This window comes from Saccharothrix luteola, assembly GCF_020859565.1.
Lineage (GTDB): Bacteria > Actinomycetota > Actinomycetes > Mycobacteriales > Pseudonocardiaceae > Actinosynnema > Actinosynnema luteola.
On sequence record NZ_JAJHUO010000053.1, the window covers coordinates 24,532 to 50,088 of the forward strand.

Genomic DNA, 25,557 nt, shown 5'->3' on the forward strand with positions numbered 1-25,557 from the left:
CGGGCCCGCCGCGGGCCGCCGGCGCCGGCCCCCCGCGGGGGGGGGGCCCCCCCGGGGGGCGGGGGCGGCGCCTCGGCTGGAGCGGACTACGGGTTGACCCTGATGGTGAACGTCGAGGTCCGGTTGCGGATGTTCTCGTTGTTGTTGCTGAACCGCAGGTCGTTGAACGTCACCGAGCCGACCGCGGGCCCCTGGCCTGCCTCCGGCATCTCGTTGGCCCAGAGACCGATGCCGGACTTGTGCTCGAACTGGTCGCCGCTCAACCGGGCCCCGGAGATCGAGATGTTCGTCAGGACGGTGTCCTGGATCGGGTTCTCCGGCGTCGTCCCGTTGTACTTGGTCTGGAACATGATCCCGGAGTACGTCGGGTCGATGATGTCGACGTCGTCGACCCGGATGCCCCGGAACGGCTTCGACGCCGAGAACATCCAGATCCCCGGGAACGTCTGCCCGTTCCAGAAGTGCCCGCCGGTGCGCACCAGCGTGATCCCGCTGAACGTCGTCGGCTCCGGGCCGAAGCCGTTCATCGGGTAGCCGAAGTCCAGCGAGCTGATCGTGACACCCGAGTAGGTCAACGTGTCGGCGACGTAGATGTTGCGGAACGTGTTCAGGAAGCCGCCGTACACCGCCAACCCGGCCGCGCGCCAGGTCGTCAACGACGACAGGTTCTCGTACACGTTGTTCTTCTCGTCCGCGCCGCCGGCGTCGATCGCGGAGAACAGCGCGAAGCTGTCGTCACCGGTCGAGCGCGCCTCGATGTTGGCCACCCGGTTGTCCGTGCTGCCGTTGGTCATGTTGACGCCGTCGGCGAACATGTTGCGGATCCGGGAGTCCTTGATGGTCATGAAGTCGGTGTTCGCGCCCCAGTAGAGGCAGACCATGTGCTCGGCCCAGATGTCCTCGATGGTGATGTTGGCGACGTTCGAGAAGTCGAACACCTTGCCCGGCCCGTCGATGCGGGAGGTGTAGTTGCCGAAGAACGCGAACCCGCTGAACGTCGAGCCGTTCACCGACTGCTCGGCCCGGAAGCCCGCGTCGGTGTTCTCCTGCGTGGTCGGCACGACGAACCTGGTGAACCACGGCCCCGCGCCGATCACCCGCACCGGCTTGCCGTACACCTGGAACTTCTGCGCCGTGGTGTACGTGCCGGCCGGCAGGTACACGCCGAGCAGCGTGCCGCTGGTGTCCATGCGGAACCGGTCCAGCGCGTTCTGCACGTCCTGGTGGCCGAACCCGGTCGGCGTGACGTACCGGGCCGGGTCGGGGTTGGCCCGCGCCACCGCGTGCTCGAAGTTCACGAAGTCGATGGCGTAGTTGGTGGTGTTCGCCGCGTCCTTCTGCAGCTTGATCTTCGTGCCCGCCGGGAACGTGCCGTCGAGCATCACGTTCGCCTCGTCGTAGATGTGCCGCGGCCCGCCCGCGCCCGGCGAGTTGCCCGGTGACGCCTCGTTGCCGTAGAGCCAGATGTGCCGCGAGTGCAGGTTGATCGCCTTGTGGAACGACCCGTTGACGTACACGTTCAGCGAAGCTCCGATGCCACCGCCGCCCGCGGCGTCCGGGATGGAGAAGCGGGTGACGAGGGTGTTGGTCGACCCGCCGGTGGTGAACTCGACCGACGAGCCGGTGCTGGTGAGCGTCACCGCGCGCCGGCCGGACGCCTCGCCGGCGAGGTCGCCGATGGTGCGGTTCGGGCCGATCTTCTGCGCGCCGCCCGCGGTGACGGCGTCCTCCGCCTCGACGTGCTGCCACGGCACGTTCGCGCCGCGGCCGACGAACAGCGACTGCGTGGTCAGGTTGTTCGCCTGCCGCGCGGCGATCTCGTTGGCGTCCACCGCGACTTCGGTGCGCAGCGCGTACTTGCCGTTGACGGCGGCCCAGGAGCCCAGCGTGATCGGCCCGGCCGACTGGCCCGGCTGGATCGCGCCGGTGTGGCTGCCGGTGAACGTGCGCACGGTCGCGCCCGTGGTGGCGTTGAGGAGCGTGAGCGTGACGCCGTGCGCGCCGCTCGCGGTGGCGATCGAGCCCTCGTTGCGCAGCACGACGGTGAACGTGGTGCTCTGGCCGTTGGCCGGGTTGTTCGGCGACCAGCTCAGCGCGCCTACCAGATCCGAGCTGGGCACCGGCGTGACGACCAGGGCGCTCGGGTGGAGGCGGGCGTTGTTGGCCTCGTTCTGCTCGACGACCTTCTTCGTCTCGTCGACCTTCGCGGTGTAGGAGTAGGAGCCGGAGCCGCGCGGGCCGATGTTCGCGGTGACCGTCGCCGACGCACCCGCCGCGAGGGCGCCGACCTGGGCCGTGCCGACGGCGTCGTCGCCGAGGAAGAACGTCACGTCGGTCGCGCCGGACGCCGCCGTGCCCGCGTTCCGCACGGTCGCGGACAGGGTGATCGGGTTCGTCTCGACCGGGCTCGTCGGGGTGAACGACGTCGCGCTCACGGTCAGGTCCGGGTTGGGCGCGGCCACGCCGAACACCTGGAACTCGGCGACCTGGCCACCGGGCGCGCCGGTGTTGGACGTGATGCGCAGCTGCACGTCCGCGACCCGTGCGGACAGCGGGATGGTGACCGTGTTGCCCGAGGCCGGGTTGAACGCGTAGTCGCGCGCGGGCACCAGGTTCGTGAAGCCCGAGGCGCTCTGCTCGCGGCCAAGCACCTGGATGTTCTGCGTGCGGGCGCCCCACGCCGACGCCGGGTTGAGCTTCAGCACGACCGAGCTGAGGTCGGAGTTCGAGCCGAGCTGCGTGGTCAGCGTGTTCGGGTAGGTCGCGCCTTCCCAGTACGTGGTCACGTCGTCGTCGTTGGCGTTCGTCGCCACGAAGTTGAACACGTGGGAGGAGGACGTGATCGGCCTGCCCTTGGCCAGGTTCGCGCCGGAGCCGGGCGAGCCGGGCCGGGTGACGGAGTTGCTGGGCGGCGACTGGTTGCCCGCCGCGTCCTTGGCGATCACGTGGTAGGTGACCGCGACCCCGTCCGGCTGGGAGTCGGTGTAGGTCAGCACCGTGCCCGGCAGGCTCGTGCGCAGCACGCCGTTGGCGTAGACGTCGTAGCCGGTGACGCCGGTGTTGTCGGTGGAAGCCGACCACGTCAGCCTGATCTGGCCGGACTGCGGCGCGGTGTGGGCGAGGTTCGTCGGCGCGGACGGCGCCTGCGTGTCGCCCGTGGTCGGGCCGTGCAGCTCGAACTCCGAGACCTGACCGGCGGGCCACGCGGTGTTGCCGGTGATCAACAGCCGCACGAACCGCGTGGTGGTCGCGGTGAACTGGATCGTCACCGCGTTGTTCGAGGTCGGGTTGAACGCGTGCGACGCCGACGGGACGAGGTCGCCGAAGTTCTGGCCGTCGGTGCTGTGCTGCACGGCCAACGTCTGGGTGCGCGAGCCCCAGCCCGCCGTCGGCAGCTTGAGCACGACCCGGTCGACCTTGACCGCCGCGCCGAGGTCGGCCCGCAGCCACTGCGGGAACGCGTTGTTCGCGCTCTCCCAGTAGGTGGCCTGGTTGCCGTCACCGGCGTTGGACGCCTGGTAGACGTCGTTGTGGCTGCTCGCGCTGTAGGTGGCGGCGAGCTTGGCGGTGACGTCGGAGGCCTGGCGGACGTCGATGTCGCGGACCGGCGCGCCGTCCACGCGCAAGTAGCGCACCAGCGTGGGGTCGAAGTCGAACGCCTGGTCCTCGCCGCGGCGCGGCGAGGACGGCACGAGGGTGGCGAACCCCTTGCCGTCGAGGCTGGTCTGGACGGAGAACGTGGCCTCGTCGTCCGGCAGCGACAGGCGGACCTGGTCGATGCGGGTCGGTCTGCCGAGGTCGAGCACCCCGGCCGAGGGCGCGGCCTGAGCGGCAGGGGGGCTCAGGGTGAACGCCGTGAGGCTCAGTGCGAGCAGTGAGGAGGCAAGGCGCGAACGGGCGCGTGTCGTCGTTGACATGGTCGTGCTGGCCCTTCTCTTAGGGCTGTTCCGGCGTGTTGTTAGAAAGTTCCGCATAATTGTCGATTTCTTGCGTAACCGGATCGCAGCGTTGCAGAGCCCCGGCGGGAAAGTCAACGGTCGGGCACCCGAGTAGGCCATCCGCACCAACACGACGAAGACCGCCCCTGGCGTGGGGCGGCCTTCGTCGTGTCCGGCGTCCTGTGGTCAGGACGCCTTGCGGCGGGCGGCGAGCAGGCCGATCAGCCCCGCGATCGCGATCGGTGCGCCGACCAGCGGCAGCAACGGCAGCCCGGCCACCAAGCCGATGCCGTTCAGCAGCACGCCGAGCAGCAGCAGCACCCTCCACACCACCGCACCGTTCCCGTCCTGTCGCGCCACGTCCGCTCCTTCCGCTCGGCTTCGGCCGCAAGCTAGCCACGCGGCCGGCCGCGCCGCGCGGCCCGCACGGGTTCGCACAGGTGGGAAGCCGTGCCCAGGTCCCCGTTCCGGGCCGTTGCGGGGATCTAGACTGCGTGATCATCTGGAGGTGGCGGTGAGCGACCCGAAAGCGGCGTTCGCGCAGGCGCTGGCGCGGTTGCGCGGACGGTTACCCGACGTGTCCGACGAGGCGGTGGCCCGGCGCGCGAGCGCGGTCGTGCTGCCGTCCGGCCGGCGCGTGGCCGTGAACGCGCGGCGGCTGGGGGAGTGGGTCGGCGGCCAGTCCGTGCCCCGGGACTTCGACGTGGTGCTGGCGGTGGCCATGGCGACCGGCGGCGTGCCGAAGCCGACCGAGCTGCGCGACCTGTGGCGTGCCGCCCACCGGGACCGCCGCGCCACGCCGAAGTCGGGACGGCTGGTCGTCGGCCGGCCGCCGAGCGACGCGGCGGCGTTGCGCGACCGCCCGGACCTGGCGGACGCGATCGACGCCGCGCTGCGGGCGCCCGACGTCCGCCAGGTCCTGCTCACGGGACCGGGTGGTGTCGGCAAGTCCCAACTGGCCACCGCCGCGTTCCACCGCGCCCGCGCCGACGTGCTGGTCTGGGTGGGCGCCCGCACCAGGCAGTCCGTGCTCACCGGCTACGCCCGCGCCTGGCGCGCGCTGGCCAAGGCCGCCGACGCCGACGAGGAGACCCAAGCCGACCTGTTCCTCGCCTGGCTTCGCTCCACCACCACGTCCTGGCTCGTGGTGATGGACGACGTGGACGACCCGGCCGAGTTGGCCGGCCTCTGGCCCGCGGGCGACGGGCGGACGCTGATCACCACCCAGCGCCGCGACGCGTCCCTCTTACGCCCGGACGCGCGGGTCGTGACCGTCGGCATGTTCACCGCGGACGAGGCCACCGCCTACCTGTCGGCCCGCCTCTCCGTCGACCCGCGCCACGACCCCGCCGACCTGGCCACCCTCGCCGACGCGCTGGGCCGCTTCCCGTTGGCGCTCTCGCAGGCCGCCGCGTTCCTCATCGACAGCGGCACCGACGTCCCCACCTACCTGGACCTCCTGGCCGACCGCCGCCAGCGCGTGGCCGACCTGTTCCCGCCCACCTCGCCCGCCGACGACCACCACGACACGGTCGCGGGCACCGTCCGACTGGCCGTGGAACGGGCCCGCACCCTGGCCGCCGACGCCGTCGACGCGCTCGGCCTGATCTCCGTGCTGGCCTCGGACGGCATCCCCGAGTCACTGCTCGCCGACCACCTCCCGGCACTGCGGGCGCTGCACCGGCTGAACCTCGTCACCCACCACGGCCGGGTCGAGGCGCACGCCCTCGTCCAACGCGCCGCCCGCGACCTGCTGCCCGACCTGGCGACGCCTGCCGTCACGGCCGCCGACGCGATCGAACGCGAGTGGTCGACCGCCGACCCGGACACCGCCGCGGCCCTCTACCGCAACGCCGAGGTGCTCCGGACCGTCGCCGGCGAGCACCTGTGGACCGGCGGAATGCACCCCGTGCTGCGCCGCCTGGGCCGGTACCTGGCCGAGATCGGGCGCCCCGCCGCCGCCCGCGACGTGGCCACGGCGCTGCTCACCCACGCCACCGACCCGCGGGACGTCATCGCACTGCGCACCCAGGTCGCCAAGGCGATCGGGGACCTCGGTGATCCGCAGACCGCGCTCGCCCACTTCACCGAGATCCGCGCCACCGCCGAGGACACCCTGGGGCTCACCGACGAGGACACCCTGTGGGCCCGCTTCCACCAGGCCAACTACCGCCTGGAGACCGGCCTCATCGAGCAGGCCCTCGCCGAGCTGACCTCCCTGATCGACTCCTGCGGCCTGCCCGCCGCCCACCCGGTCCGCGTCATGGCCGAAGACGACCGCATCCTGTGCCTGGGCCTGTCCGGCAACCTCACCGCCGCCCGCGACGCCGCGGACGACCTGGTCACCACCCTGCGCCGGGAACTGGGCCCGCGCCACAAGCAGACGCTGCGCGTCGTGCTGGGCCTGGGCCGCTGGATCGGCGAGACGGGGGACGCGCACACCGCCGTGGCCACCTACCAAGAAGCCGTCGACGGCCTGGAGGCCGTGGCCGGCCGAGGCCACCACGACACGTTCATCGCGCGCCACAACCTGGCCTACTGGCGTGCCGTCGCCGGCGACCTGCCCCGAGCCATCACCGAATTCGCCACCGCCAGTGCCGACGCCGAACGGGCCCTGGGCGAAACCCACCCGACCACCCTCACCTACCGCTCGAACCTGGTGTTCTGGCAGGGGATGGCGGGTGACCCGGAGGCACTGCACCACCTGACCGCCCTGCGGCACTCGGTGGAGCGGACCTTCGGCTACCGGCACCCCCGCGCGCTGCGGATCAGGCAACAACGAGCCCAGCTCCTCCACCGCGCGGGCCACACCGACGAGGCGGTCGACGAACTGCGCGCGGTCCTCGCGGAGATGTCCGCCGTGCAGGGCGACAACCACCCGCGGACGAGGGAAGCCGCCGACCTGCTCGCGAGCTGGCGGACCACCTGACCCGCCAACGCGAAGACCCGCCGCCCGGACTGGCGGGCGACGGGTCTTCGCGTTGGCACGAGCGGGAACCTAGGTCCGCCGCACGATGATCCGCTGCAGGGCGATGAACGCCAGCAGCAGGGCGCCGATCACGATCTTCGTCCACCACGACGACAGCGTGCCCTCGAACGAGATCAGCGTCTGGATCGTGCCCAGCACCAGCACGCCCACCACCGACCCGATCACGAACCCGACGCCGCCGGACAGCAGGCTGCCGCCGACCACGACCGCCGCGATCGCGTCCAGCTCCATGCCCACCGCGTGCAGGCTGTAGCCGGACAGCATGTAGAGGCTGAACAGCAACCCGCCCAACGCCGAGCAGAACCCGCTGATCACGTACACGCCGATCTTCACCCGCGTGGTCGCCAGACCCATCAGCCGCGCGGACGACTCGCTGCCGCCCACCGCGTACACCGTGCGCCCGAACCGCGTCAGGTGCAGCACGTACACCGCCGCGAGCACCGCCACCAGCGCGATCACCACGCCGTAGGTGATGGTCACCCCGCCCGGCAGCTCGATCGACCCCGTGGCCAGCTCGCGGAACGTCGGATCCTTGATCGACACCGACTCCACGCTGATCACGAAGCACAACCCGCGGGCGAGGAACATGCCCGCGAGCGTCACGATGAACGGCTGCACGCCGAACCGGTGGATCACCCAGCCCATCGCCAGCCCCAGCCCGGAACCGGCCGCGAGCACCGTGAGCACCACCAGCCACACCGGCCACCCGGCCTGCAACGCCGCCGCCGCGATCATCGTGGACAACGCCACCACCGACCCGACCGACAGGTCGATGCCGCCGGTCAGGATCACGAACGTCATCCCGACCGCGAGCACGATCAGGAACGCGTTGTCGATGAACAGGTTCGCCATCACCTGCCCGGACGCGAACCCCTCGTACCGCACCGAGCCGACGCCGAACGTCGCCACGAACACCACGAACGTCGCGATCACCGGCAGGAACCGCTTCGGCACGTTCACGCGCCCACGGGACCGCCCCGGCGCGCCCGCCGCGGCGACCTCCGGCTCCACGACCACTGTCTGCTGCTTCACGCGGGCACCCCTTGCTTCCCACGAACCCCACGAACCCGAATCCGGACCGGCGCCTGCACCAGGCACACCGCGATCACCACGACCGCCTTGAAGACCAGCGTGATCTCCGGCGCGATGCCGATGGTGTAGACCGTCGTGGTCAACGTCTGGATGATCAACGCGCCGAGCAGCGTGCCGGTCAACGAGTACCGACCGCCGGCCAGCGACGTGCCGCCGATGACGACGGCCAGGATCGCGTCCATCTCGATCCACAGACCGGCGTTGTTGGCGTCCGCCGCGCTCACGTTCGAGCTGATCATCAACCCGGCCACGGCCGCGCACAGCGCCGCGAACACGTACACCGTCCAGATGATCGTGCGCGCGCGCACGCCGGCCAGCCGCGACGCCGACGGGTTCACCCCGACCGACTCGATCAGCAGCCCCAGCGCCGTGCGCCGGGTCACCAGCGCGACCAGGCCCAGCACCGCCAGGCTGATCAGGATCGCGATCGGCAGCACCACGAACCCCGCGCCCACCTCGCGGAAGGTCGGCGAGTCCACCGTGACGATCTGGCCCTCGGTGATCAGCATCGCGATACCGCGCCCGGCCGTCATCAGCACCAGCGTGGCGATGATCGGCTGGATGCCCAGCACCGACACCAGGAACCCGTTCCACAGCCCCAGCACGCCGCACAGCACCAGCGCGAGGCCCATGCCGGTCCACGCGTCACCGCCCGAGGCGATGTACGTGCACGTCACCGCGCCCGCGATCGCCGCCACCGCACCGACCGACAGGTCGATGCCGCGGGTCGCGATCACCAGCGTCATGCCCAACGCGATCAGCAGCGTCGGCGCGCCGTTGCGCAGGATGTCGATCAGGCTGCCGTACAGGTGCCCGTCCTGCAGCCGCAGCGAGAAGAACGACGGCGTCACCACCACGTTCAGCACCAGCAGCGCGACCAGCGCCAGCACCGGCCACAGCAGTCGGTTCTTCACGACACCACCGCCTTCCGCGCATCCGTGTCCACACCGTGGTCGCCGCCGCCCGCGATGAGCGCCATCACGTCGTCCACGCCCGCGTCGCCGTCCAACTCGGCCACCTTGTGCCGGTCGCGCATCACCACCACCCGGTCGGACACGCGCACCACCTCCTCCAACTCGGCGGAGATGAACAGCACGGCCATGCCCTCCGCGGCCAGGTCCGCGACGACCTTCTGGATCTGCGCCTTCGCGCCGACGTCGATGCCGCGCGTCGGCTCGTCCAGGATCAACAGCTTCGGCTCGGTCACCAGCCACCGGGCCAGCAGCACCTTCTGCTGGTTGCCGCCGGACAGGTTGCCGACCGCGCGGTCCGGGTCGGCGGGCCGGATGTCCAGCAGCTCGATGTACTTCGCGACCAGCTCGTCGGCCAGCTTGCGCGGCACGGGCCGGGCCCAGCCGCGCGCGGCCTGCATCGCCAGGATCAGGTTGTCCCGCACGCTCAGGTCGGCCACGATGCCCTCGGCCTTGCGGTCCTCCGACGAGAACGCGATGCCGACCTCGATCGCCGCCCTGGGCCCGGTCAGCTTCAGCGGCTTGCCGTTGACCAGGATCCGGCCCGAGTCGGCCTTGTCCGCGCCGAACAGCAGCCGCGCCACCTCGGTGCGGCCCGAGCCGAGCAGCCCGGCCAGCCCGACCACCTCGCCCGACCTGACCTCCAGGTCGAACGGCGCGACGGAACCCTTGCGCCCGACGCCCTCGGCCACCAGGAACGACTGGCCCGGCGTGCCCGAACGGCGCTCGATCTCCTCCAGCACGCCCATCTCGCGGCCCAGCATCGCCGACACCAGGTCGATGCGGCTCAGCGAGGCGGTCATGTGCTCGCCGACCAAACGGCCGTTGCGCAGCACCGTCATCCGGTCGGAGATCTCGTAGACCTGCTCCAGGAAGTGCGTCACGAACAGCACCGCGACACCCTCGTCGCGCAGCACCCGGATGATCCGGAACAGCTCCGCGACCTCGTCCGCGTCCAGGCTGGAGGTCGGCTCGTCCAGCACGAGCACCCGCGCGTCCACCGCCACGGCCCGCGCGATGGCGACGAGCTGCTGCACGGCGATCGGGTGGCTCTCCAGCACCGAGCCCGGGTCGATGTGCAGCCCGATGCGCGCCAACAGCTCCGCGGCGCGGGCGCGCATCGCCTTGCCGTCGATGCGGCCGAACTTGCGCGGCTCGCGCCCGAGCAGGATGTTCTCCGCCACGGTGAGGTTCCCGCACAGGTTGACCTCTTGGTACACCGTGCTGATCCCGGCGGCCTGCGCCTGCGCGGGAGCGTGGAACGACACGGGCTCGCCCGCGTAGCGGACCTCGCCCGCCGCGAGCGAGTGCACCCCGGTCAGCGCCTTGATGAGCGTGGACTTGCCCGCTCCGTTCTCACCCATCAACGCGTGGACCTCGCCGGGGAACAGCCGGAAATCCACCTCTTGCAGGGCTTTCACTCCGGGGAACTCCACCGAGATGCCCCGCATGTCGACGACCGGCTCGGTCACCGGACAACTCCCCTCACGCGGACCCTCACAACAAGAACCTCACGACAAGACCCTCACACGAGAAACGACGGGAGCGGGCCCCGCCACCACACCCGGAGGGTGGCGGGGCCCGCGGTCTGGATCAGTACTTGCGGTTGGGGAGCTCGGTCTTCGCCTGCTCGACGGTGAACGTGCCCTCCTCGGTCACGACCCGCGGCGGCACCTCCTCGCCCGCGACGACCTTCTTCGCCAGCTCCATCAGCTGCTTGCCGAGCAGCGGGTTGCACTCGACGATGAAGTTGATCTCACCGGCGGCCAGCGCGGTCATGCCGTCCTTCACCGCGTCCACGGTGATGATCTTGATGTCCTTGCCGGGCACCTTGCCCGCGGCCTTGATGGCCTCGATCGCGCCCAGGCCCATGTCGTCGTTGTGCGCGTAGACCACGTCGATCTGCGGCACCGACTTCAGGAACGCCTCCATGACCTGCTTGCCGCCCGACCGCGTGAAGTCACCGGTCTGCGTGGCGACGACCTTCAGGTCCGTGCCCGCGATGGCGTCCTCGAAGCCCTTCTTGCGGTCGATCGCCGGCGCCGCGCCCGTCGTGCCCTGCAGCTCCACGACGTTCTTCGCGCCCGCCGCGTTGGCCTTCAGCCACTCGCCGGCCTTCTTGCCCTCTTCCACGAAGTCGGAGCCGAGGAACGTCTTGTAGAGCGACGTGTCGTCGGAGTCGACCGCGCGGTCGGTCAGGATGACCGGGATGTTCGCGCGCTTGGCCTCCAGCAGCACGGCGTCCCAACCGGTCTCCACCACCGGGCTGAAGGCGATGACGTCCACCTTCTGCTGGATGTAGGACCGGATCGCCTTGATCTGGTTCTCCTGCTTCTGCTGCGCGTCGGAGAACTTCAGCTCGATCCCGGCGGCCGCGGCCTCTTCCTGGATCGACTTGGTGTTGGCGGTGCGCCAGCCGCTCTCGGCGCCGACCTGGGCGAAGCCCATCGTGATCTTGCCATCGTCATTGCCCTTGGGGGCGCCCGTCGACCCCGCGTCCCCGGACCCACCGGATCCGCACGCGGTCAACGCGGCCAACAGGACCGCGGCGGCGGCGGTCGTGATCTTCTTCAACACTGGTCTTCCTCCGTGTGAACCCGAGACACTGACGGGATCGGCGAACCGCGTGACGGTGGTCACCTGGGGCACAAGAGTGAACGCTCACAATCGGCCCGTCAACCCCCCGGAAACGTCAACTTTGCATCCTTGACACGTTTGTTAGGCCGGTCGTATGTTAGCGCTCACTTTTGTGACCCATCACACCGCGACACCCGGATGCCCTGTTCATCCGCGGCCTCGTGCCGCGCGCAAGACGAGAGCGACGCCCCAAATGGTCACCCTTCGTCATCGTCCACGCACCCTCGTCGCGACTGTCGTCACGGCGCTGGTCGCGGCGGCTCTGAGCGCCCCGCCGGCATCCGCCGCCGACGGACTCGTGCTCCACTACCCCCTCACCGAAACCGACGGCGCCGTCGTGGCCGACACCTCGGGCGGAGGTCGCAACGCAACCGTTATCGGCGACGCCACCCCCGGCGGTCCTGAAGGCCTTCAGTTGGGTGGCGTCGACGGCCACGTGAAGCTGCCCGACAACGTGCTGCGCGGTTTGACGGAAGTCAGCGTGTCGCTCCAGGTGCGCATCGCGCCGGACCAGGCGACGCCGTACTTCGTCTACGGCCTCGGTAATTCCTCGGGCACGGCGGGTAACGGCTACCTGTTCACCACCGGCAACGCCTACCGGTCGTCCATCGCGACCGGGAACTGGTCGACGGAGCAGACCGTGACGGCGGGCCGCAATCTCGCCAGGGGTGTTTGGAAAACGCTTACCTACACGCTCGGCGGCGGCACCGCCGTGCTTTACGAGGACGGCGTCGAGGTCGCGCGCAAGACCGGCGTCACGATCACCCCGGCGATGATCGGCGGCGGCACGACCACCGCGAACTACATCGGCCGCTCCGTCTACAGCGGCGACCGCCGCCTGAAGGGCGCGGTCCGCGACTTCCGCCTCTACGACCGCGCCCTCACCGCGGCCGAGGCGCACGACCTCGGCTTCATCGCCGACGACGAGAAGGGCCGCCGCGACCTGGCCGCGATCGACCTCGGCGACACCTCCGCCGTCACCGCGAACCTCACCCTGCCGACCACCGGCCCGTACGGCTCCGCGATCACCTGGCGGTCAAGCGACCCCGCGGTCGTGTCCACCACCGGTGTGGTGACCCGTCCGGCGCCCGGCGCCGCCCCAGCGACCGTGACGCTCACCGCGACCGCGTTCGGGCAGACCCGCGACTTCCAGGTCACCGTGCGCCCGCAGCTGACCGACGACGAGAAGGTCGCCGAGGCCGACGCCGCGCTCGTCGTGTGGGACTCCGACGACATCCGCGGCAACATCACCCTGCCGACCACGGGCCTGCACGGCACCGCGATCACGTGGAAGAGCAACAAGCCCGGGATCATCACGCCCACCGGCGAGGTCACCCGGCCCGCGTTCGGCGAGAAGCCGGTGAAGGTGCAGCTCACCGCGGAGATCCGCGCGGGCGAGGAGACCACCCGCAAGAAGTTCAAGGTCACCGTGACGCCCCTGCCCGCGAAGCAGGACTACGAGGGCTACCTGTTCGGCTACTTCACCGGCGAGGGCTCGGCCACCGGCGAGCAGGTCTACCTCGCCGCCAGCCGCGGCAACGACGCGCTCAAGTGGGACGAGCTGAACCAGGGCAAGCCCGTGCTGACGTCCTCGTTGGGCGACAAGGGCGTGCGCGACCCGTTCATCATCCGGTCGCCGGAGGGCGACAAGTTCTACCTCATCGCCACCGACCTGAAGATCCACGGCAACGGCAACTGGGACCTGGTGCAGCGCAAGGGCAGCCGCCACGTCGAGGTGTGGGAGTCGACCGACCTGGTCAACTGGGGGCAGCAGCGCCACGTGCAGGTGTCGCCGGAGACGGCGGGCAACACGTGGGCCCCCGAGGCGTACTACGACGAGTCGATCGGCGCGTACGTGGTGTTCTGGGCCTCGAAGCTCTACGCCGAGGACGACCCGGAGCACACCGGCAACACCTACAACAAGATGCTGTACGCGACCACGCGCGACTTCCGCACGTTCAGCGAGCCGCAGGTCTGGGTCGACCCGGGCTACTCGGTCATCGACTCGACCGTGATCAAGCACGGCGGCGAGTACTACCGGTTCACCAAGGACGAGCGGAACAACACGTCCACCACGCCGTGCAGCAAGTTCATCCTCGCCGAGAAGTCCGCGCAGCTGCGCGACACGTCGTACGACTTCGTCGCCGACTGCATCGGCAAGGGCTCGATCAACCAGGGCGAGGGGCCGACGGTCTTCAAGTCCAACACCGAGGACCGCTGGTACCTGTTCATCGACGAGTTCGGCGGCCGGGGCTACGTGCCGTTCGAGACGACCGACCTCGCGTCCGGCAAGTGGACCCTCGCCGCGGACTACCAACTGCCCAGCCGTCCCCGGCACGGCACCGTGCTGCCGGTGACCAAGGCCGAGCTCGACCGGGTCCGGGCCGCGTTCCCCTGACCACGACGAGGAGCACTGGAGCGCGCATGTCCCGCGTTGTGATGGCCGCAGCGGCCGGCGCGGTCCGCACGTCCCGGCACGGACCGGGACGGCGGACCGGGACGCCACCTGACGCACGGTGTCGGCCGGGTGGTCGTGTCCAAGCCGGGTGGCGACGGAGGGGCCCGGGGACGTGCGGCCTTCCGGGTGAGCCGACGTGTCCCTGCGCTGGTCGGAAGGGTCTCTGGTGGACAATGGACCGTGAGCACCTTCACGGTGGACCAGGCGTGTTATCGCTAACATCGAGTACGAAGGCTGCAATGTCGACAGGGGAGATGGGGCGCTAGTGGAGCACAGGACCTCGCGCGATCCCGCGATGACGGACGTCGCCCGGCTCGCCGGGGTCTCGCACCAGACGGTGTCGAGGGTGCTGAACGGGCACCCCAACGTCCGGGAGCAGACCCGGCTGCGGGTGCGCGCGGCCATCGCGGAGCTGGGCTACCGGCCCAACAAGGCGGCCAGGGCGCTGGTCACCGGCCGGTCGCAGCTGATCGGGGTGGTGGCGCAGAACTCGACGCTCTACGGTCCCGCGTCGCTGCTCGCCGCGTTCGAGGCGGCGGCGGCCGAGGCGGGGTTCGCGGTGAGCGTGGGGCGGGTCAACGTCCTGGACCGCAACTCCATCTCCGACGCCGTGGAACGCCACCGCGACCAGCGGGTCGCCGGAATAGTGGTCATCGCGCCGACCGCGTCGGCCAACGACGCGGTCGGGGACGTGTCCGCCGGCATCCCGTTGGTCACGGTGGACGGTGACCCGGAGCGCTCGACGCCGCTGGTGACGGTCGACCAGGCGGCGGGAGCCTTCGCCGCGACCACCCACCTGCTGGAGGCGGGCCACCGCACGGTGTGGCACGTCTCCGGGCCGTCGGACTGGTTCGACAGCCTCGGCCGCATAAGGGGTTGGCGGTCGGCGCTGGAGACGGCGGGCCTGGAGGTGCCGCCGGTCGTGCCGGCGGACTGGAGCGCGGCCTCGGGCTACCGGGCGGGCCAGATGCTGGCCCGGATGCCTGAGGTCACCGCGATCTTCGCGGCGAACGACCACCTGGCGCTCGGCATCCTGCGCGCGATGAGCGAGCGGGGCCGGCGGGTGCCGCACGACGTGAGCATCGTGGGGTTCGACGACGTGCCGGAGGCGGCCTACTTCATCCCGCCGCTGACGACCATCAGGCCTGACTTCCACGCCGTCGCCAAGGAGACGCTGGAGCTGCTGCTGGCGCAGGTGGCCGACGGCGAGGTGGGCGCGCCGCAGCGCAACGTCCCACCGGCGCTGGTGAAGCGGGACAGCGTCGCGCCTCCCGTGCAGTGACCCCGGCGGCGGCACGGCGACGTGCCGCCGCCGAGGTGGAACGGACGGGGGCGGCCTGGTGCGGCCTCCGCGGTGGGGGTGGACGGGCACGGTGTCGCGCGGCCACCGCGCTGGAACGGACGTGGGCGGTGTCGTGCCGCCGCCCGGGGTGAACCGATGAGGGCGGCGTCGTGCCGCCCTCACGCCGTCCCGGGTGGCGGTATACCGTCACGCCACCCGCCGGCGGCGTCGCCGGGACCGGGCCCGCAACTTTTTCGTCCGGACTCCGCGCATCTGCGGTCCCGCACGCGGCCCGAACACGCCTAGGCTGACGGTGTGACCGCGCTCAGCCACGCAGCCCGCTGAACACCGGGTTTTGTGCACGCTCACTAACTCTTTAAGACCACGTTGCGGGCAGGTCTTGACGCCGTGAATGTTAGCGATAACACTGCCCATCATGGCGAGCGATCCATTGGTGGTGGGTGTCGACTTCGGCACGTTGTCCGGCCGCGCGGTGGTCGTGCGGGTGCGCGACGGCCTCGAACTCGGCACCGCGGTGCACGACTACCGGCACGGCGTGCTGGACCGGGCCCTGCCCGACGGGCGCCCGTTGCCCCCGGACTGGGCGTTGCAGGTGCCGCAGGACTACGTGGACGTGCTCAAGCACGCGGTGCCCGCGGCCATCGCCGACGCCGGGGTCGACCCGGCCGACGTGATCGGCATCGGCACGGACTTCACCGCGTGCACGATGGTCCCGGTCAAGGCCGACGGCACGCCGCTCAACGAGCTGCCCGAGTTCGCGGGCAACCCGCACGCGTACGTGAAGTTGTGGAAGCACCACGCGGCGCAGCCGCAGGCCGACCGGATCAACCACCTGGCCGCGCAGCGCGGCGAGGGCTGGCTGCCCCGCTACGGCGGGCTGATCTCCTCGGAGTGGGAGTTCGCCAAGGGCCTCCAGCTGCTCGAAGAGGCCCCCGAGGTCTACGCGGCGATGGACCACTGGGTCGAGGCCGCCGACTGGATCGTCTGGCAGCTCGCCGGCACCTACGTGCGCAACGCGTGCACGGCCGGCTACAAGGGCATCTACCAGGACGGCTACCCGTCCGCGGACTTCCTGTCCGCGCTCAACCCCGACTTCGCGACGTTCGTCTCCGACAAGCTCGAGCACCCGCTCGGCCAGCTCGGCGACCGGGCGGGCGGGCTCACCGAGCAGGCCGCCGAGTGGACCGGCCTCAAGCCCGGCATCGCGGTGGCGGTCGGCAACGTCGACGCGCACGTGACCGCGCCCGCCGCGCGGGCCGTCGAACCCGGCCAGATGGTCGCGATCATGGGCACCTCCACGTGCCACGTGATGAACGCCGACGTGCTGGCCGACGTGCCGGGCATGTGCGGCGTGGTGGACGGCGGGATCGTGCCCGGCCTGTGGGGCTACGAGTCCGGGCAGAGCGGCGTCGGCGACATCTTCGCCTGGTTCGTCGAGCACGGCGTGCCGGCGGAGTACCACGAGCAGGCGCGGGCGCGCGGCATCTCGGTGCACGAGCTGCTGACCGAGCTGGCCGCGCAGCAGCGCATCGGCGAGCACGGCCTGATCGCGCTGGACTGGCACAGCGGCAACCGCTCGGTCCTGGTCGACCACGAGCTCTCGGGGGTCATCGTCGGGCAGACGCTGGCCACCCGCGCCGAGGACACCTACCGGGCGCTGCTGGAGGCCACGGCCTACGGCACGCGCGTCATCGTGGACTCCTACACCGACGCGGGCATCCCGGTCACCGAGCTGGTGATCGCGGGCGGCCTGCTGCGCAACCCGCTGCTGATGCAGATCTACGCCGACGTGACGAACCTGCCGCTGTCGGTCATCGGCTCCGAGCAGGGCCCGGCGCTGGGCTCGGCGATGCACGCGGCCGTCGCGGCGAAGGCCTACGAGGACATCCACGCCGCGGCCAAGGCGATGGGCTCGATCAAGCGCGGCGCGTACCTGCCGATCCCCGACAACGTCGAGGCGTACGAGCGGATGTTCGTGGAGTACCAGGAGCTGCACGACTACTTCGGCCGCGGCGCGAACGAGGTCATGCACCGGCTCAAGGCGCGTCGCCGCGCCGTCAAGGGGGAGTAGTCGGTGTCCGCCATCCAAGACCTCCGTCGCACGGTCGCCGACCTGCACCGCGAGCTGACCCGCTACGAGCTGGTGATCTGGACCGCGGGCAACATCTCGGCCCGCGTGCCCGGCCAGGACCTGATGGTCATCAAGCCGTCCGGCGTGTCCTACGACGAGCTGACCCCCGAGGCCATGGTCGTCACCGACCTGCACGGCAACCTGGTCGAGGGCGACTACTCGCCGTCGTCGGACACCGCCGCGCACGCCTACGTGTACCGGCACATGCCCGAGGTCGGGGGAGTGGTGCACACGCACTCCCCGTACGCCACGGCGTGGGCGGCGCGCGGCGAGCCCATCCCGTGCGTGCTCACGATGATCGCCGACGAGTTCGGCGGCGACGTCCCGGTGGGCCCGTTCGCGCTGATCGGCGACGACTCGATCGGCCAGGGCATCGTGGAGACCCTGCGCGGCAGCCGGTCGCCGGCCGTGCTGATGCGCAACCACGGCCCGTTCACGATCGGCAAGGACGCGCGTGCGGCGGTGAAGGCCGCGGTGATGGTGGAGGACGTGGCCCGCACCGTCCACTTCGCACACCAGCTCGGCACCCCGAAGCCGATCGAGCAGCACCACATCGACAGCCTGTACGCCCGTTACCAGAACGTCTACGGGCAATGAGCCCACGAGGGGAGCCCCGCATGTCGCCTGCTGGGAAGCCGCAGGTCTGGTTCCTGACCGGGAGCCAGCACCTCTACGGCCCGGAAACGCTCGAGCAGGTCGCCCAGCAGTCGCAGCAGATCCAGCGGATGCTCACCGAGTCGGGCCGCATCGCCGCGGAGGTGGTGTGGCAGCCCGTGCTGACCGACACCGCCGCCATCCGCGACGTCATGCTCGCGGCGAACGCCGACCCGTCGTGCATCGGCGTGATCGCGTGGATGCACACGTTCTCGCCCGCGAAGATGTGGATCACCGGGCTGGACGCGCTGCGCAAGCCGCTGCTGCACCTGCACACGCAGCTCAACGAGGCGCTGCCGTGGTCGACCATCGACATGGACTTCATGAACCTCAACCAGGCCGCGCACGGCGACCGCGAGTTCGGGTTCATCCAGACCAGGATCGGTGTGCCGCGCAAGACCGTGGCGGGCCACGCGAGCGACCCGCGGCTGGCCGACCGGATCGACGGCTGGGTGCGCGCCGCCACCGGCTACAGTCACCTGAACGGGATGAAGTTGGCCCGGTTCGGCGACAACATGCGGGGCGTCGCGGTGACCGAGGGCGACAAGGTGGAGGCCGAGCTGCGCTTCGGCGTCTCGGTGAACACCTATGGCGTGAACGACCTGGTCGAGCTGGTGGACGCGGTCGACGACGACGAGATCGACCTGCTGGTCGCCGAGTACGCCGACACCTACCGGCTCGCCCCCGAGCTGCACAAGGGCGCCGATCGGCACGACTCGCTGCGCTACGGTGCGCGCATCGAGGCCGGGTTGCGCCGGTTCCTCACCGAGGGCGGCTTCGGCGCGTTCACCACGAACTTCGAGGACCTCGGCGGGCTGCGGCAGCTGCCGGGCCTGGCCGTGCAGCGGCTGATGGCCGACGGCTACGGCTTCGGCGGCGAGGGCGACTGGAAGACCTCCGCCCTGCTGGCCGCGGTCAAGGCGATGGGCGCGGGCACCGGCCGCGGCACCTCGTTCATGGAGGACTACACCTACCACTTCGGACCGGGCGAGCCGAAGATCCTCGGCGCGCACATGCTGGAGGTCTGCCCGACCATCGCGGCCGACCAGCCGTCGTGCGAGGTGCACCCGCTCGGCATCGGCGGCCGGGAGGACCCGGTCCGGCTGGTGTTCGACGCGGCGGCGGGCCCCGCGGTCGTCGTCGGCCTGGCCGACCTCGGCGAGCGGTTCCGGTTGGTGGCCAACGAGGTCGAGGTCGTGCCGCCCGACGAGCCGCTGCCGAACCTGCCGGTCGCGCGCGCGGTGTGGAAGCCCGCGCCGTCGCTGTCCACGTCGGCCGAGTCGTGGCTGACCGCGGGAGGCCCGCACCACACCGTGATGACCCAGGCCGTGGGTGCGGATACGCTGCGGGACTTCGCGACGATGGTGAACACCGAACTGGTGGTCATCGACCAGGACACGACGACCGCGTCGTTCGGTGACCGCCTGCGCTGGAACCAGGCGTACTTCCGACTCGCGCAAGGTCTGCGCTAGCCGGTCCCGCGACCGGCCGGCCCGCAAGCCGGCCGGTCGCGGACCAAGCACCACATCTAGGGAGAGAGAGAAACAATGAGGTTTCCGCGGATCGCCGCCATCACCGCGGCCGGCCTGATGCTCGCCGCCTGCGGGTCGGCGGAGAAGTCCGTCGACCAGCAGACCGGCTCGACGGAAGGCGCGCTCGTCGGCGTGACCATGCCGACCCGCTCGTCGGAGCGCTGGATCCACGACGGCGACAACATCAAGAAGGCGTTGGAGGAGAAGGGCTACAAGGTCGACCTCCAGTACGCCGAGAACGACATCCCGACGCAGGCCAACCAGATCGAGAACCAGATCACCAAGGGCGCGAAGCTGCTCATCGTGGCCTCGATCGACGGCACCGCGATCACGTCGCAGCTGCAGCAGGCGCAGGACGCCAACATCCCGGTCATCGCCTACGACCGGCTGCTGCGCAACACCGACAGCGTCGACTACTACGCCACCTTCGACAACTTCAAGGTCGGGGTGCAGCAGGCGACGTCGCTGCTGACCGGGCTGAAGGTCCTCAACGCCGACGGCACGCCCGGCACCGCGACCGGCCCGCTCAACGTGGAGCTGTTCGCCGGCTCGCCCGACGACAACAACGCCACGTTCTTCTTCAACGGCGCGATGTCGGTGCTCCAGCCGCACATCGACAAGGGCACGCTGGTGGTCAAGAGCGGCCAGACCGACTTCAAGACGGTCGCCATCCTGCGTTGGGACCCGGCCACGGCCCAGAAGCGCATGGAAGACTTGCTGACCTCCTCCTACGGCGGCGCCCAGGTGCACGGCGTGCTGTCGCCGTACGACGGCCTGTCCATCGGCATCCTGTCCGCGCTCAAGAGCAGCGGCTACGGCACCGGCGGCAACCCGTACCCGATCGTCACCGGCCAGGACGCCGAGGTCGCGTCGGTGAAGTCGATCATCGCGGGCGAGCAGTTCTCGACGATCTACAAGGACACCCGCGAGCTCGCGGCGACCACCGTGAAGATGGCCGACGCCGTGCTCAAGGGCAACAAGCCCGAGGTCAACAACGAGAAGGACTACGACAACGGCAAGAAGGTCGTGCCGTCGTACCTGCTCGAGTCGGTGATCGTGGACAAGGGCAACTACCAGAAGGTGCTCGTCGACAGCGGCTACTACACCGCGGATCAGCTGAAGTAGGTTTGCACACCATGTCCGACGAAATCCTGGTGATGCGCGGCATCACCAAGCGGTTCGCCGGGGTCACCGCGCTGCACGACGTCACGCTCGCCGTGCGGCGCGGTGAGATCCACGCGATCTGCGGTGAGAACGGCGCGGGCAAGTCCACGCTGATGAAGGTCCTCTCGGGCGTGCACCCGCACGGCTCGTACGAGGGCGAGATCGTCTTCGAGGGCGAGCCCTGCTCGTTCGGCGGCGTCCGCGACAGCGAGCGGCGCGGCATCGTGATCATCCACCAGGAGCTGGCGCTGTGCGGCCAGCTGTCCGTCGCGGAGAACCTGTTCCTCGGCAACGAGCGGGCCAAGCGCGGGTTCATCGACTGGAACCGCACCAACCACGCGGCGGGCGCCCTGCTCGCCCGCGTGGGCCTGCGGGAGAACCCGACGACGCCGGTGCACGACCTCGGCGTCGGCAAGCAGCAGCTGGTGGAGATCGCCAAGGCCCTGGCCAAGGACGTGAAGCTGCTGATCCTGGACGAGCCGACCGCGGCGTTGAACGACGACGACTCCGCGCACCTGCTCGACCTGCTCGACGGGCTGCGCGACGAGGGCATCACCTCGGTGATCATCTCGCACAAGCTCAACGAGGTGACCAGGATCGCCGACAGCATCACCATCCTGCGCGACGGCCGCACCATCGAGACGCTGCCCGCCAAGGACGTGACCGAGGACCGGATCATCTCCGGCATGGTCGGCCGCGACCTGGAGCACCGGTTCCCGCCGCGCACGCCCCACATCGGCGACGAGGTGCTGCGGATCGAGGGCTGGACCGTGCACAGCCCGTCCCAGCCCGACCGGGTCGTGGTCGACAACGCCACGCTGTCGTTGCGGCGCGGTGAGATCGTCGGTCTCGCCGGCCTCATGGGCGCGGGCCGCACGGAGCTCGCGATGAGCGTGTTCGGGCGGTCCTACGGCGTCGGCGTCTCCGGACGGGTGATCAAGGACGGCCGCGAGATCGACACGCGCACCGTCCGCAAGGCCATCGACCACGGCCTGGCCTACGTCAGCGAGGACCGCAAGCGCTACGGGCTCAACCTGATCCAGGACGTCAAGCTCAACGTGTCCGCGGCCGGGTTGGCCAAGCTGGCGCCCCGCGGCTGGGTGAACGAGAACGAGGAGCACTCGGTCGCCGAGAAGTACCGGGACTCGATGAACATCAAGACGCCCAGCGTCGCCACCCCGACCGCGTCGCTGTCGGGCGGCAACCAGCAGAAGGTCGTGCTGGCGAAGTGGATGTTCACCGACCCGGACGTGCTCATCCTCGACGAGCCGACCCGCGGCATCGACGTCGGCGCGAAGTACGAGATCTACTCGATCATCAACGACCTGGCCGACCAGGGCCGCGCGGTGCTGGTCATCTCCTCCGAGCTGCCGGAGCTGCTCGGCCTGTGCGACCGGGTCTACACCCTGTCCGAGGGCCGCATCACCGGTGAGCTCGACCGCGCGGAAGCAACCCAGGAACGCTTGATGCACCACATGACCCAGGGACAGACCTCATGACCACCGAAACCGCGGCCAAGGCGCTGAAGACCCCGGCCGGGCCGCAGCGCAGGTTCACGTTCAACCTGCGGCAGTCCGGCATCTACATCGCGTTCGCCCTGATCGTGGTGCTCTTCACGGTGCTGACGGATGGCGCCCTGCTGACGCCGCAGAACATCTCCAACATCATCGTCCAGAACTCGTACGTGCTGATCCTGGCCATCGGCATGATCCTGGTGATCATCGGCGGGCACATCGACCTGTCCGTCGGGTCCGTGGTCGCGCTGACCGGCGCGATCTGCGCGGTGCTGACCGTCCAGATGGGCCTGCCGTGGCCGCTGGCGGTGATCATCACGCTGCTCGCGGGCGCGGTGATCGGCGCGGCGCAGGGCTACTGGGTGGCGTTCTTCGGCATCCCGGCGTTCATCGTGACGCTGGCGGGCATGCTCGTGTTCCGCGCGCTGACGTTGACGGTGCTGGGCAACCAGGGCATCGGGCCGTTCCCGGACCAGATCCGCACGCTGGCCAACGGGTTCACCGAGGGCTACCTCGGCAACGTCGGCCTCGGCCCGCTCGGCGGCGCGGACGTGGTCAGCCTGCTGGTCGGTGTCGTGGTGGTGGCCGGGTTCGCGTTCAACCAGTGGCGCAACCGCAAGGCGCGGCTGAGCTACGGGCAGGTCGTCGACCCGTTCCCGATCTTCGTGGCGAAGATCGCGCTGGCGGCGGCCGTGGTGCTGGCCGTGGTCGTGCAGCTGGCCCGGTTCCGCAACCTGCCGTGGGTGCTCGTGCTGCTCGCGGTGCTGGCGCTGGGCTACTCGGTGATGGCGAACAAGTCGGTGTTCGGCCGGCACATCTACGCCATCGGCGGCAACCTCCAGGCCGCGACGCTGTCGGGCGTGAAGGTCAAGCAGGTCACGTTCTGGGTGTTCGTGAACATGGGCCTGCTGTCCGCGCTGGCGGGCGTGATCTTCGCCGGGCGCCTCAACCAGGCCGGTCCGACCGCGGGCAACGCGTTCGAGCTGGACGCGATCGCGGCGGCGTTCATCGGCGGCGCGGCGGTGCAGGGCGGCGTCGGCCGGGTGGTCGGCGCGATCACCGGCGGTCTGATCATGGGTGTGATCAACAACGGCATGTCGTTGATCGGCGCGCCCAGCGAACGGGTGATGCTGGTCAAGGGCCTGGTCCTGCTGGCCGCCGTCGCCTACGACGTGTGGACCAAGCGCCGCGGCCGCGCCTGACCCGCTGTACCGATCAAGGGCCTGCCTCACAGTGGTGCGGCAGGCCCTTGACGTAGGTCGGTCACTTCGGATTCACTACCGGAAAGGCCTGGGAACGCTCCCAGTTCCGACTCGGACGGCGGCCCGTCACGTCCCTCGGCGGGCCGCCGCCGGCCACCCCCTCCGACCGAATGTCCAGCACGATCTCCGCCGCCACTCAGGAAAGCGCTTACCAAGCCCTAGGAGATCACCACATGAAAGCACTACTCGCCGTGTCAGCGTTGACAGCGGCGCTCCTCCAGGTCACCGCGCCGGAGGCACAGGCCGCCTGCGGGGACGGCACCTACCACGCCGAGGTGACCGGGTCCGGCAGCAGCTTCACCGCCCGCCGGGGCAGCAGCACGGTCTACACCGGAAGCAGCCTGCGCGCCGCGATGCAGGCGGCCAACGACAGCCTGACCGCGAACCGCACGTCCAAGGAGCGGATCGTCGTCCGGGCGTCCGGCTCCATCCCCGCGGGCGAGCGGTACTCGATGCGCAGCTACACCACGATCGACCTGTGCGGCACCATCAACGTCACCGGCAGCGGCTCGGGCGACTACGCGCCGGTTTACGCGCGCGGCGTCCGCGACATCGAGGTCCAGAACCTCACCCTCACCGGCACCCCGCTGTACGGCATCTTCATGCGCAACGTCACCAACGTGGTGATCGGCAACGTCAACATGCGCCTGTCCGGCGGGTTGGGCGTGCGCATCGACAACCGCGGCGACACCAGCCAGTGGACCCGCAACGTCCGCATCGACTACGTCTACGTGCAGGGCGCCAGGTCGCACGCCGTGGAGACCTACGGCGTGGACGGCCTGACCATCGGCACGGTCGTGGCGCGCAGCGTCGGCGAGTCGGGCCTGCTGCTCAACCAGACGATCAACGCCACGGTGGGCACGGTCGACGCCGAGAACGCGGGTACCGGCACCGGCTACGCCGCGTTCCGCACCGCCAACCGCAACGGCCGGGTCGGCAGCAGCTACCCGATCAACATCCGGGTCGGCACGGTGAAGGCGCGCGGCGGCGGTCGTGGCATCTTCTGCGTCTCGGAGAGCGGCGGTCTCCAGATCGACCGGATCGACATCGCCAACACCGGCAACAACGCGATCCTGCTCGAGAACTGCTACAACGTGAACATCGCCGCCCAGAGCGGCACCGTCAGCGGCGGGGGCGAGATCCGGTTGGCGGCGCGCAGCGAGTTCCCGGTGACGCGCGACATCCTCATCCAGAACCTGACCGTCACCAACTCGGCGATCACCGAGAACCCGTGCGGGACGAACACCACGTTCCGCAACAACACGCTGGTCAACAGCAGGCAGAGCATCTGCTAGTGCTGGGGTGGGCGGCCCGGGTCGTGCGGTGCGGCGACCCGGGCCGTGCCGTGTGGTGACCCTGGTGGTGGTGTGGGTGGTGGACGGGATCAGGGCGAGCTACGAGGCCGACCCGGTGTTGATCGGCTTGGACGTCCAGCCGTTCGACTTCAGCGAGTGGGCGCGCCCGGGCGCCGCACCGGCCATCCCCCCTGACCTCGCGCGTGTCGAACGCTCAGGTCCCGCGTGTCGAACCTTCAGGTCCCGCGTGTCGAACCTTCAGGTCCCGCGTGTCGAACGCTCAGAACGCGAGAGTCCTACGTTCGGAGCGTGAGAGTCCTACGTTCAGGACGGGTGAGTCCTACGTTCGGGATGGCCGAGTTGAACGCTCGGTGGTCAAGCCCGGCTCGATTTGACAGGTGGATTCCAGCGGTCGTCGCATCACGGTGGTCAACTGCTGTCGGTGAGGAGTTTAGTGAGGCGCTCGGCTGGGGTGTCCCAGTCGAGTGTCTTGCGTGGGCGGCGGTTGAGTTGGGCGGCGACGGCGGCGAGGTGTTCGGGTGTGTGGACGGACAGGTCGCTGCCTTTGGGGAAGTACTGGCGGAGTAGGCCGTTGGTGTTCTCGTTGCTGCCGCGTT

17 protein-coding genes are annotated in these 25,557 nt (G+C 70.1%); 10 read left to right on the forward strand and 7 right to left on the reverse strand.

All coding sequences use genetic code 11. From position 1 onward, the window contains the following. Positions 1-86: 86 nt before the first annotated feature. On the reverse strand, positions 87-3,917 hold the full coding sequence (locus tag LNK82_RS45215) for a galactose-binding domain-containing protein (protein WP_230572983.1): 3,831 nt from the start codon (positions 3,915-3,917) through the stop codon (positions 87-89). A 207-nt stretch (positions 3,918-4,124) separates the two neighbouring features. After that, positions 4,125-4,298 (reverse strand): hypothetical protein, encoded by a 174-nt coding sequence (locus tag LNK82_RS45220; protein WP_230572984.1) that lies wholly within the window; start codon positions 4,296-4,298, stop codon positions 4,125-4,127. Between the two features lie 154 nt (positions 4,299-4,452). On the opposite strand from LNK82_RS45220, the gene LNK82_RS45225 reads away from it, so the two are divergent. Further along, a complete protein-coding gene (locus tag LNK82_RS45225) occupies positions 4,453-6,867 on the forward strand; it encodes an NB-ARC domain-containing protein (protein WP_230572985.1) in 2,415 nt (804 codons plus the stop codon). Positions 6,868-6,936: 69 nt separating this feature from the next. On the opposite strand, the gene yjfF is transcribed toward LNK82_RS45225, so the two are convergent. The 4 genes from yjfF to LNK82_RS45245 form a co-directional block, all read right to left on the reverse strand. Beyond that, positions 6,937-7,887 carry a galactofuranose ABC transporter, permease protein YjfF gene (gene yjfF, locus LNK82_RS45230; RefSeq protein ID WP_230572996.1) on the reverse strand — a complete coding sequence of 317 codons (951 nt, stop codon included), beginning with the start codon at positions 7,885-7,887 and terminating at the stop codon, positions 6,937-6,939. A 68-nt stretch (positions 7,888-7,955) separates the two neighbouring features. Beyond that, positions 7,956-8,933, reverse strand: coding sequence for an ABC transporter permease (locus tag LNK82_RS45235; RefSeq protein WP_230572986.1), 978 nt, complete (start codon positions 8,931-8,933; stop codon positions 7,956-7,958). Then, complete coding sequence (locus tag LNK82_RS45240; RefSeq protein WP_230572997.1) at positions 8,930-10,441, reverse strand: sugar ABC transporter ATP-binding protein; 1,512 nt, start codon at positions 10,439-10,441, stop codon at positions 8,930-8,932. Before LNK82_RS45240 ends, LNK82_RS45235 begins: the two co-directional genes overlap by 4 nt. A gap of 142 nt (positions 10,442-10,583) precedes the next feature. After that, the gene (locus LNK82_RS45245) at positions 10,584-11,567 is read right to left on the reverse strand and encodes an ABC transporter substrate-binding protein (RefSeq protein ID WP_230572987.1); all 984 of its coding nucleotides are present in this window, start codon (positions 11,565-11,567) and stop codon (positions 10,584-10,586) included. A 253-nt stretch (positions 11,568-11,820) separates the two neighbouring features. Here LNK82_RS45245 and LNK82_RS45250 point away from each other — a divergent pair, with 253 nt between their 5' ends. The 9 genes from LNK82_RS45250 (at position 11,821) to LNK82_RS45290 (ending at position 24,940) form a co-directional block, all read left to right on the forward strand. Further along, on the forward strand, positions 11,821-14,025 hold the full coding sequence (locus LNK82_RS45250; RefSeq protein WP_230572988.1) for an immunoglobulin-like domain-containing protein: 2,205 nt from the start codon (positions 11,821-11,823) through the stop codon (positions 14,023-14,025). 355 nt (positions 14,026-14,380) lie between these two features. Further along, positions 14,381-15,367, forward strand: a complete 987-nt coding sequence (locus LNK82_RS45255; RefSeq protein ID WP_123742618.1) for a LacI family DNA-binding transcriptional regulator — start codon at positions 14,381-14,383, stop codon at positions 15,365-15,367. Positions 15,368-15,803: 436 nt separating this feature from the next. After that, positions 15,804-17,459: a ribulokinase gene (araB, locus tag LNK82_RS45260; RefSeq protein ID WP_230572989.1), complete on the forward strand. Its 1,656-nt coding sequence runs from the start codon at positions 15,804-15,806 to the stop codon at positions 17,457-17,459. Between the two features lie 3 nt (positions 17,460-17,462). Beyond that, a complete protein-coding gene (locus LNK82_RS45265; protein ID WP_230572990.1) occupies positions 17,463-18,116 on the forward strand; it encodes an L-ribulose-5-phosphate 4-epimerase in 654 nt (217 codons plus the stop codon). 20 nt (positions 18,117-18,136) lie between these two features. Further along, entirely contained in the window at positions 18,137-19,645 is a 1,509-nt protein-coding gene (araA, locus tag LNK82_RS45270; RefSeq protein WP_230572991.1) for an L-arabinose isomerase, read from the forward strand. 75 nt (positions 19,646-19,720) lie between these two features. Next, complete coding sequence (chvE, locus tag LNK82_RS45275) at positions 19,721-20,830, forward strand: multiple monosaccharide ABC transporter substrate-binding protein (RefSeq protein ID WP_230572992.1); 1,110 nt, start codon at positions 19,721-19,723, stop codon at positions 20,828-20,830. 11 nt (positions 20,831-20,841) lie between these two features. After that, positions 20,842-22,368 (forward strand): multiple monosaccharide ABC transporter ATP-binding protein, encoded by a 1,527-nt coding sequence (gene mmsA, locus LNK82_RS45280; RefSeq protein WP_230572993.1) that lies wholly within the window; start codon positions 20,842-20,844, stop codon positions 22,366-22,368. Continuing rightward, on the forward strand, positions 22,365-23,585 hold the full coding sequence (gene mmsB, locus LNK82_RS45285) for a multiple monosaccharide ABC transporter permease (protein WP_230572994.1): 1,221 nt from the start codon (positions 22,365-22,367) through the stop codon (positions 23,583-23,585). Before mmsA ends, mmsB begins: the two co-directional genes overlap by 4 nt. A gap of 233 nt (positions 23,586-23,818) precedes the next feature. Further along, the gene (locus LNK82_RS45290) at positions 23,819-24,940 is read left to right on the forward strand and encodes a hypothetical protein (RefSeq protein ID WP_230572995.1); all 1,122 of its coding nucleotides are present in this window, start codon (positions 23,819-23,821) and stop codon (positions 24,938-24,940) included. Positions 24,941-25,369: 429 nt separating this feature from the next. On the opposite strand, the gene LNK82_RS45295 is transcribed toward LNK82_RS45290, so the two are convergent. Further along, positions 25,370-25,557 (reverse strand): transposase (locus LNK82_RS45295; protein WP_372470790.1); only part of this gene is annotated, 188 nt, incomplete at its 5' end.

What these genes read in the sequence shown, in the direction of transcription:
- LNK82_RS45290 (WP_230572995.1), top strand. Translation starts at nt 23,819, where the DNA reads ATGAAAGCACTACTCGCCGTGTCAGCGTTGACAGCGGCGCTCCTCCAG.
- mmsB (WP_230572994.1), top strand. Translation starts at nt 22,365, where the DNA reads ATGACCACCGAAACCGCGGCCAAGGCGCTGAAGACCCCGGCCGGGCCG.
- chvE (WP_230572992.1), top strand. Translation starts at nt 19,721, where the DNA reads ATGAGGTTTCCGCGGATCGCCGCCATCACCGCGGCCGGCCTGATGCTC.
- LNK82_RS45240 (WP_230572997.1), bottom strand. Translation starts at nt 10,441, where the DNA reads ATGCGGGGCATCTCGGTGGAGTTCCCCGGAGTGAAAGCCCTGCAAGAG.
- araA (WP_230572991.1), top strand. Translation starts at nt 18,137, where the DNA reads ATGTCGCCTGCTGGGAAGCCGCAGGTCTGGTTCCTGACCGGGAGCCAG.
- LNK82_RS45255 (WP_123742618.1), top strand. Translation starts at nt 14,381, where the DNA reads ATGACGGACGTCGCCCGGCTCGCCGGGGTCTCGCACCAGACGGTGTCG.
- araB (WP_230572989.1), top strand. Translation starts at nt 15,804, where the DNA reads ATGGCGAGCGATCCATTGGTGGTGGGTGTCGACTTCGGCACGTTGTCC.
- LNK82_RS45215 (WP_230572983.1), bottom strand. Translation starts at nt 3,917, where the DNA reads ATGTCAACGACGACACGCGCCCGTTCGCGCCTTGCCTCCTCACTGCTC.
- LNK82_RS45250 (WP_230572988.1), top strand. Translation starts at nt 11,821, where the DNA reads ATGGTCACCCTTCGTCATCGTCCACGCACCCTCGTCGCGACTGTCGTC.
- mmsA (WP_230572993.1), top strand. Translation starts at nt 20,842, where the DNA reads ATGTCCGACGAAATCCTGGTGATGCGCGGCATCACCAAGCGGTTCGCC.